9 protein-coding genes and 1 pseudogene are annotated in these 8,033 nt (G+C 44.1%); 9 read left to right on the top strand and 1 reads right to left on the bottom strand.

Features of this window, described 5'->3' with window-relative positions; genetic code table 11:
- From B0181_RS11970 to B0181_RS11085, 9 genes and pseudogenes are all read left to right on the top strand, one after another.
- Positions 1–90, top strand: a pseudogene (locus tag B0181_RS11970) (IS1595 family transposase); the annotation flags it as partial.
- A 510-nt stretch (positions 91–600) separates the two neighbouring features.
- Positions 601–822: a hypothetical protein gene (locus tag B0181_RS11120; RefSeq protein ID WP_078277561.1), complete on the top strand. Its 222-nt coding sequence runs from the start codon at positions 601–603 to the stop codon at positions 820–822.
- Between the two features lie 275 nt (positions 823–1,097).
- A complete protein-coding gene (locus B0181_RS11115; RefSeq protein WP_078277560.1) occupies positions 1,098–1,634 on the top strand; it encodes a hypothetical protein in 537 nt (178 codons plus the stop codon).
- Positions 1,635–1,645: 11 nt separating this feature from the next.
- Complete coding sequence (locus B0181_RS11110) at positions 1,646–2,356, top strand: lytic transglycosylase domain-containing protein (RefSeq protein ID WP_115338127.1); 711 nt, start codon at positions 1,646–1,648, stop codon at positions 2,354–2,356.
- 9 nt (positions 2,357–2,365) lie between these two features.
- Positions 2,366–2,698 carry a TrbC/VirB2 family protein gene (locus tag B0181_RS11105; RefSeq protein WP_078277559.1) on the top strand — a complete coding sequence of 111 codons (333 nt, stop codon included), beginning with the start codon at positions 2,366–2,368 and terminating at the stop codon, positions 2,696–2,698.
- 9 nt (positions 2,699–2,707) lie between these two features.
- The gene (locus B0181_RS11100; RefSeq protein ID WP_078277558.1) at positions 2,708–3,079 is read left to right on the top strand and encodes a VirB3 family type IV secretion system protein; all 372 of its coding nucleotides are present in this window, start codon (positions 2,708–2,710) and stop codon (positions 3,077–3,079) included.
- Between the two features lie 77 nt (positions 3,080–3,156).
- Positions 3,157–5,676, top strand: coding sequence for a VirB4 family type IV secretion/conjugal transfer ATPase (locus tag B0181_RS11095; RefSeq protein WP_078277557.1), 2,520 nt, complete (start codon positions 3,157–3,159; stop codon positions 5,674–5,676).
- 90 nt (positions 5,677–5,766) lie between these two features.
- On the top strand, positions 5,767–6,474 hold the full coding sequence (locus B0181_RS11090) for a type IV secretion system protein (protein WP_158078975.1): 708 nt from the start codon (positions 5,767–5,769) through the stop codon (positions 6,472–6,474).
- 112 nt (positions 6,475–6,586) lie between these two features.
- Complete coding sequence (locus B0181_RS11085; protein WP_158078974.1) at positions 6,587–7,747, top strand: TrbL/VirB6 family protein; 1,161 nt, start codon at positions 6,587–6,589, stop codon at positions 7,745–7,747.
- Here B0181_RS11085 and B0181_RS11080 read toward each other — a convergent pair.
- Complete coding sequence (locus B0181_RS11080; protein WP_078277554.1) at positions 7,740–7,997, bottom strand: hypothetical protein; 258 nt, start codon at positions 7,995–7,997, stop codon at positions 7,740–7,742. The genes B0181_RS11085 and B0181_RS11080 overlap by 8 nt on opposite strands.
- Positions 7,998–8,033 lie beyond the last annotated feature (36 nt).

Raw genomic sequence — 8,033 nt, 5'->3', positions numbered from 1 at the left:
CATCTTTTTATCAAAGAATGCGAGTTTAGATTTAACTATGGTACACCATCACAAAAGCTAAAAACTTTAAGAAAATGGTGTGGGATTTAGGGCTAATCTAGTACAGCCCCTAAAAATATTCTATAAAATATTCTATAAAATATTCTAAGAAAGTGATTCTTGTTTTTCTCATTTAATTTTTTGATGATTTATCTGCAAAAAAATCACTTCATATGACTTCAAACAACACTCAATTTGCACAAAACTGAATCTGTTACAAAACAAGATTTGGTAATGATTGGATTACTTGGTTATAATCAATCAGCTATCAAATAAAACTATCTATAAAAAAACAGCTAAGACAAGTATAAATTGCGAGCACGCAGTGTTTTAACTGATAGATAGTTCAACAAACACACTCTCAAACTGGCTCGTGTCAATAGACAATCCTAACGGTAGAGTCAGTATTGAAATGAGAATCTTAGACGCAAGGTGTGACTTGCAAGGCGGTAGCCAACTCTAAGATTTGCGGTCGGGCTTGACCGTCTAGCAGTAGGAATCCCCTCACTTTAGGGAGGGGAGGAAGTCAAAATCTATCCACTCAACCAAGAAGGATTATTCATGAATCAACCCAAAAAAACTCAAGTTGTCAGTGTGCGTATGCCACTGCATATCCATCACCGCTATCAATCGCTGGCACAAGTTACCAATCGCAGCATCACCCATTACATCAATACCGCTTTGGAAGCATCCATTGGCGAATTAGAAAAAACATTTTTACAACATGACAACAAAGCTGCCAGCAATTTTACAGTAAAAATTGAGAAATCTGTGTTAAAATAACTTGCATTTGATGAATGTTTGTTGTAGTATAACGACTACATTTACAAATGTTTCCAAAAAAATGGATAAAAGGAAACCCAAAATGCTTGACATCAAAAATCAAGCGGCAGTAAACTCATGTCGCAACGCAACGCAACGCATTAGCTAAGCGTGGCTGCTCACCAAAATTCACATCTAAGCTGCTCGCCGCAGCTGTTCTAACCACTGCATTTTCTGCATCCGCCCAAGCCGCTGACGGCTGTAAATTCCTTTTGTGTATGGCTGCACCGAACCCTATGGGGATCTCGGAATGTGCTGGCACAGTCAAAGAAGTTTTGCGTGATTTACGCAAAGGCAAAGGTTTACCTACCTGTTCACTCGTATCTAGTTCTATCGGCGGCAAGGCTGGTGCAAGCCATGTCACTTATCGCCGCGCGCCACTAACCCCATCATGTCCTGACGGCACAACCCAAGGCCAAGTGGGTGTCATCTATCATCAAGGCCGAAAGCCTGATAATCTTAGCAAATACAGCAATATCAAGGGCGGTGCAACCACTGCTAAACAAGTCATTTTCGTAGGCAAATCTGAACGCCGCATCGAAACTGGTGACTATGTCAGCCGTGCGTGTGTCGGCGGTCAAAGCTATGGTCAATTCACCACTGGCGGCTACTACACTGGCGGCTGGCGCAGTGATGATGATGCCAGATTTGTGCCAGCACAGGTGCATCATTGGTACGAAAAAGTCGTGCTGATGACACCTGATGGCGCTGATTATGAATTTGATGTGACGATTGACGGCAAGCCGCACAGTCGCCATCGCTTCAGTCTGTAAGGGGTAGTATCATGGTGATTGATGCTGCTCTGATGACTGCTTGTGCGCCAAATGTACCAACGCCCATCAGTTATGCGATTACAAAGACTGAATCTAATTTCAACCCTTACGCCATCGGTGTGAACAAAGGGGCGAAAGGTCTTGCAAGACAACCACGAAGCTATCAAGAAGCTGTACAGGCGGCTTACCGTTTGCGTGCCGAAGGCAAAAATTTTGATGTGGGCTTGGCTCAAATCAATATTACCAACTTTGGCTGGCTTGGTCTGTCTATCGAAAAAGCATTCAATCCGTGCGAAAACCTAAAAGCCATGCAAAAAGTGTACCTAAACTGCCTAAGCCGCTTTGGTGGCGGCAGTGGCCAAGGTACACCGATGCAGCGTGCTTTTAGCTGCTATAACACTGGCAATGCCAGCCGTGGCTTTCGTAATGGTTATGTCACCAAAGTGACCAATCATTACAATGCAGTCATGCAAGCTGCTGGCAAACTGCCAAGCTATGCTGCACAACCAGCATCAATCACCGTATCTATTCCAAAAAGCGTTCCTGCTGCTGGTGTCTTATCAGCGGCGAACATTAGCGCATCCCAATCATCTGCCACAAGTCCTGAAGATGCTGTTGTATCAAACAGTGCCACGGATTTGATCGCTGCTGATCACTCACCACGAGTGATTGAAGCGAAACAGGCTGCTGCTTGGGATGTTTTTTTTGATTTTGTAGATTAGGAATTAACTATGACTACACAAACTATGTCGGCATCTGTCGATTACAAAAAATGGGGCTTGTTCGCCCTAGGTGTTGTTGCACTAATCGCCTTGCCATCTGTAGCTATGGCAGCTGGTGGTCTTCAAGGCGGCTTGAACACGGTTAAAACCCAAGTTGAAACCATTAAAAATGCCGCTTTAACGATTGGTGGTATTGCAGCTGTCATTTATTTGCTGTGGAAAGCTATCCAAGCTTGGCAAGGTCGTTGTGACTGGGGCGAATTTGGTATGTCAGTTGCTTATGTTGCCCTAGCTGGTGCAGCGACAACAATCGCTGGTTGGGCGTGGATGCTACTTCAATAAGGATAAATCATGAGCGAATACAGAGAATTTAGCAGCTATAACGGTCTTGACCGTACCGCTTTGTTTATGGGGATTCCACTGCTTGCGTGTGTAGCATTGCTGGTGCTTGGCGTATTCATCATGTTTGTGGGTATGTATTTTTTTAGTGTGATTGGTTTTTTGTTTGCGCTAGTGGTTGTTCCTATCGGCTTCTTTTTGCGCACTATCACCATGAACGATGATAAAGCCCTGCAAATCCTAGCTATTGAAATGAAACTTCGTGCTAAGCGTGTCGCATACGATTTAATGGGTAATACCTTGACTTTTGTACCTGAACGCTATCTGCGCCGTAAAGAAGTTTATGAACAAAGTTTTGTGGACTACCACACCGCCAAAAAATGAACCGATTGGGCGGTAAATTCGCCCAATCATAAGATTTTAACTGTCCGAATCGGACACTTGCAAACATAGGATGCACAATGTCAATTACAACATCTTTGTCAGCACAAGCCAAAGAACTTTTTATCAAAACATTGCGTAAGATTGCTGCCACTTCAGATATGCTGCCAGCAGTGCGCTATCATGTGTCTGATACCGTTGTTAGCTTCCAAGACAGCTATTTGATGTCGATTATTGAGCTAGAAGGTGCAGCCTATGAAGCGCTGGATGATGCCTTGCTTGAAATGATGTTCGACAATCATAACAAGACTTACAACGAAACCAGCCAGCAGTATGCTGGACGAGTGCAGTTTCAAGGCTATCAGCTACGCCGCAAAATTGAAAACACCGATGAATACAATTTTGATAATTTGTTCTGCCAAGAATTTGCAGACAAATACCAAAAGCGATTCAACGAAAAAGACTACTTTGAAAACCGTTTTTTCATGGCCATCACCATGAAATACGATGAAACCATCGAACAAGCGATTGAAGAGCTACATGGCTTGGTCAATGATGTGTGCAAAAAGAACATGGCGCACAACCCAACGATTCTGACCGCCTATAAGAACAAGCATGGCGTGCTTGCTTCTGAAGTGTTTGAATTGCTGTTTGAATTAATCAACAACGAAGCGCCAGTAGGCTGTGTGCCGCTGACTGGTACACCAGCTTTTGATGCGCTGCCATCATCTAGCCTACATTTTGGTTATGAAGTCATGCAAAGCCGTGGCGTGCATAAAAACCGCTATGCTACTTTCCTTGACCTAAAAGACTTCCCAAATGTCACAAAGCTTGGCTTGCTCAATCAAGCTACCTTGGGGCTGCCGTTTGAATACAACCTTATCCATTCATTGACACCGCTTGCACCAGCCAAAGCGCTGCATCGTATCAATGACCAGATGAACCGCCTACGCTCAACCAATGACAAGGCAGAGCATCAAACTAACGAGCTGCTAGAAGCACAAGGCTATATTCAATCAGGTGAATTGTCATTTGGTGACTTCTATTCAACGATGGTCATTTATGGCAATACCGCCAAAGAAGCGATTGAAAACCGTGTAACCGCCATTGCCAACTTATCGAACTATGCTGGTGCGATTTATCGTGCTGCACAGCTGTCAGCACCTGCCAGCTTCTTTAGTCAATTTCCGTTATATCCAAATGCACCACGCAAAATGCTGAAATCTACACGCAATTTTGCTGGCCTGTTTAGTCTACATAACTATAGCCGTGGTAAAGCCAAAGGCAACCCACTGGGTGATGGCAGCTCAATCATGCAGCTAGAAACACTGGGTAAAAATCTGTATGACTTTAATTTCCACTTTACCAATCCTGAAGAAGATACCATTGGTGAAGCCATTGCTGGTCATACACTGATCTTGGGTGCGACAGGTACTGGTAAGACGACACTACAATCATCGCTAGTGACTTATCTACAGCGCTTTAATCCAGCTATGTTTGTGCTGGATAAAGACCGTGGTATGGATATTTTCATTCGTGCGCTGGATGGTGATTATTTTGCGCTTGAAGAAGGTAAGCCTACTGGCATCAACCCATTTCAGTTTGAAGATTCGCCAAAGCTGCGTGAATTTTTAAACGAATTGGTCATCACACTGGCCACAGATGCCAATAACTACTGTTCATCAGAAGAGCAAAACCAAATCAAAGTTGCCATCGATGCCGTGATGGAATTGCCAAAGTCGCTACGCCGCTTAGCTGGCTTGCTGCAAGTCATTCCTGACCGTGGCGGCAATAGTCTGTATCAGCGCCTATTGAAGTGGGTGTCAGTTGAAGAAGGGGTGGGGCGCTTTGCGTGGGTGCTAGACAACCCAACCAACCAATTCAACCCAAATAGCTTCAAGATTGTGGGCTTTGATGTGGGTGAAATCCTAAAAGAAGATTACCTGCCAACTGAACCAATTTTGGCGTGTCTTTTGTACATGAAGTCACAGATGACCAAAAACCACGATTTGCTTTGCACCATCGTTGAAGAGTTTTGGCTGCCGCTGAAGTACAAGACACCACAAGAAATGATTTTAGATGTCTTGAAAACTGGTCGTAAGCGTGGCGAATTCATGCTGCTGGTGACACAGTCACCTGAAGAAGCAGTACAGTCACCGATTTTCCCAGCCATCGTGCAGCAAACTTCTACCAAGATTCTGCTGCCAAACCCTGCTGCTGAATACAAGAATGAACAGGGCGGTGGTTATAGCCGTGTCGGCCTGACGGAAAAAGAATTTATCCGCTTAAGGGATCTTGATAATAACAGCCGTACATTCTTGATCAAACAAGGCCATCAGTCTAGCTTTGCTGTGCTTGATCTGTACGGATTTAGTGATGAAATCGCTGTGCTGTCAGGCACAAAAACCAATGTGCAGATCCTTGATGAAATCTTATCTCGATATCAAGAGCGCCCAAGCTCAAACGAATGGCTACACACCTTCTACAAGGCTGTGAAGCTCAAAAAAGGTGAAGTGACTACACTGGCCAAATTGGTTGATGATGCGTTCATCGCAGTGGGTAAGCCTGAATATGCCAAATCAGTGCCAACAATGCACTAAACACAATGCTGACAGTGTCAGCAGATACCCACAGCGTCCGAATCGGACACTGTGAAAAACTAGGACTTCATAAGGAAACTAACTATGAAGATGAAACTAAAAACCCTAGCCGCCGCATTGACTGCATCAGCAGCCATGATGGCGACAGCTGTACCAGCTCAAGCAGCAGGTGTGCCTGTATTTGATGTCGCAAACATCAATCAGATGATTGTTGACTACCAAAATCAAATCCAGCAGATCCGCCAAATGGGTGATCAGCTCAAGGCTATGACAGATAACGGCAACTATGCTGGCATCTTGTCTGACCCTACTTTGCGCAGCTACATGAATAAATATCTGTCAAAAGGCTATAACGATATTTTTGAAGCGGCTGCAAAAGGTGACTTGAAGGCACTGCAGAAGGTCGCTGATGAAATCAAGCGTGAAGATGCTGCCAAAGCAACCAGCATGACTGGCAAGGCTCGTATCGAAGCTAACCGCTTGCTAACTCGCAGCCAAATGAAAGTGTCAATGAGCCAGCTAGATAGTGATATGCAGCGCATCGGTGGTTTGATGAACCAAATTAACGCTACTGTCAATCCAGCCCAAAAGCAGGACTTGGCTAACACTATCATGGCGCAGTCATCAATGATGCAAGCTCGTGTTGCTCAAATGCAGCTGATGTTCCAACAAGCAGAAGCTGAAGACAAAGCGGCTCGTGCGCAATATGCAGCTGAAAACCGTGCTAAGTATCGTCAGATGCAAAATAAACAACTTCAACAAGCGCTTCCGAACAGTCTGTTTAACAAGCGTAAATGAGTTGTGAAATGTCCGCATACGGACGCTAAACTGAAACGCTCGCTAACAAGCCTTTGCTGAAATGTGGGCGTTTCCCCAAGAACCGACTAAATACGATATTAAGGTCAAAGTCATGGCTGAATTTTTTAAAAGTATTTTTACAACAATCAAAGATGAATCACAAACGATTGCTGATAATTTAACCAATGTTGTGGATTTGATCATGCCAGCCGCACAGGCAATTTTCATTGTGTACTGTATGTTCGTAATTTGGTCATATTGGGAAAATGAATCCAGTATCCAAGGTACATTTATTGACCTAATGAAGCGCATTGTCGCTTGGGGTTTGGTGCTGGGCTTGGGTATGAATATGGGAACTTACACTTCTGTTGTCATGCCAGCAGTTAATGATTTAGGTACAGGCTTGATACAGGCTTATGGTGGTGATACAGCGGATGCTGGTTCACTGGATGGGGTGTATCAAAAGCTGCTTGAAATGACGGAAACAATTTGGCACGCATCCAGTGTGGCAGCGCAAACTGGCGCTGATATGGCTTCAATGGGTGAAGTTTCTGACCCAGCCGCCGCTGATACAGAATCACAAGGGGTTTGGGGGATGATGTCGGATGCAGCTGGTGCGGTAGGTGATGCAGTTTCAGGGCTGACAGCTGGCGCTATGGAAGCGATTTTTGGCGGTATGCAACAAAAAATTCTAGCGCTGTTTAATATTGCATTTCTATGGGTGGCTGGCGGTATTTTTATTGGTGTTGCATTTGCATTTATGTTAGTTGCACAAGTCCTGCTATCTATTCTAGCTGGTATCGGCCCGATATTTTTTGCCTTCGGTTTATTCCCTGCAACAAGAACTTATTTCACCAACTGGATTGGTTCTGTTCTTAATTACGGATTTTATTTCTTGATAGTTATGATTACCGTACAAATGGCAGTAAGTTATATTGGTAAGCAGTTGGATACACAACTTGAAAATGCAGCCGCAGCAATCCCGAATGCTGTTGGTGGTGATATGGCAGCCGCTGCTGCAAATATCACGATGAATTTTAGTTCTCAGCTGTATGTGGTATGTATGTTTGTCGTGTTCACGGTTGTGATTGTGCAAATTCCTTCATTGACTTCACAACTATTTGGCGGTTTGGCTGCTGGTGGGTTTAGTCAAGTGGTTCGTTCAACAATGGGCGCAGCTGGTAAAGTGTCAGCCGCCATCCAATCAAGAGCAGCCGCAAAGCCAAGCGGCGGTTCAATGACAGGTGAAGCGGCTGGCAAAAAAGTTAAATAAGCATTAAACAAGTTAAGGATGCAATGATGAGTAGTGCTTTGAACAACTTACTAACATTAAGCTTAATTCCTAGTGTGAAAAACACAACCATAAGCAGAAGTTTGATGGCGGTGGATAATTGCATGGCATTGTGCGAAACGACATAGTACAGCATCGAACAAACCACAAAAATCATGATGGCGCCGCCAAAAATTAGGTAAAAATATCCAGCGCCAGTAATGTAATAGCCACTTACTTTTTTGTCTGTCATAGCTCAATCCCTTATATGGTGGGGCTTAAAGATAGA

Origin of the sequence: Moraxella caviae, from assembly GCF_002014985.1 — a bacterium.
GTDB lineage: Bacteria > Pseudomonadota > Gammaproteobacteria > Pseudomonadales > Moraxellaceae > Moraxella > Moraxella caviae.
This window is presented reverse-complemented; position numbering and strand designations above follow the sequence as displayed.

What these genes read in the sequence shown, in the direction of transcription:
- B0181_RS11120 (WP_078277561.1), top strand. Translation starts at nt 601, where the DNA reads ATGAATCAACCCAAAAAAACTCAAGTTGTCAGTGTGCGTATGCCACTG.
- B0181_RS11115 (WP_078277560.1), top strand. Translation starts at nt 1,098, where the DNA reads ATGGGGATCTCGGAATGTGCTGGCACAGTCAAAGAAGTTTTGCGTGAT.
- B0181_RS11110 (WP_115338127.1), top strand. Translation starts at nt 1,646, where the DNA reads ATGGTGATTGATGCTGCTCTGATGACTGCTTGTGCGCCAAATGTACCA.
- B0181_RS11105 (WP_078277559.1), top strand. Translation starts at nt 2,366, where the DNA reads ATGACTACACAAACTATGTCGGCATCTGTCGATTACAAAAAATGGGGC.
- B0181_RS11100 (WP_078277558.1), top strand. Translation starts at nt 2,708, where the DNA reads ATGAGCGAATACAGAGAATTTAGCAGCTATAACGGTCTTGACCGTACC.
- B0181_RS11095 (WP_078277557.1), top strand. Translation starts at nt 3,157, where the DNA reads ATGTCAATTACAACATCTTTGTCAGCACAAGCCAAAGAACTTTTTATC.
- B0181_RS11090 (WP_158078975.1), top strand. Translation starts at nt 5,767, where the DNA reads ATGAAACTAAAAACCCTAGCCGCCGCATTGACTGCATCAGCAGCCATG.
- B0181_RS11085 (WP_158078974.1), top strand. Translation starts at nt 6,587, where the DNA reads ATGGCTGAATTTTTTAAAAGTATTTTTACAACAATCAAAGATGAATCA.
- B0181_RS11080 (WP_078277554.1), bottom strand. Translation starts at nt 7,997, where the DNA reads ATGACAGACAAAAAAGTAAGTGGCTATTACATTACTGGCGCTGGATAT.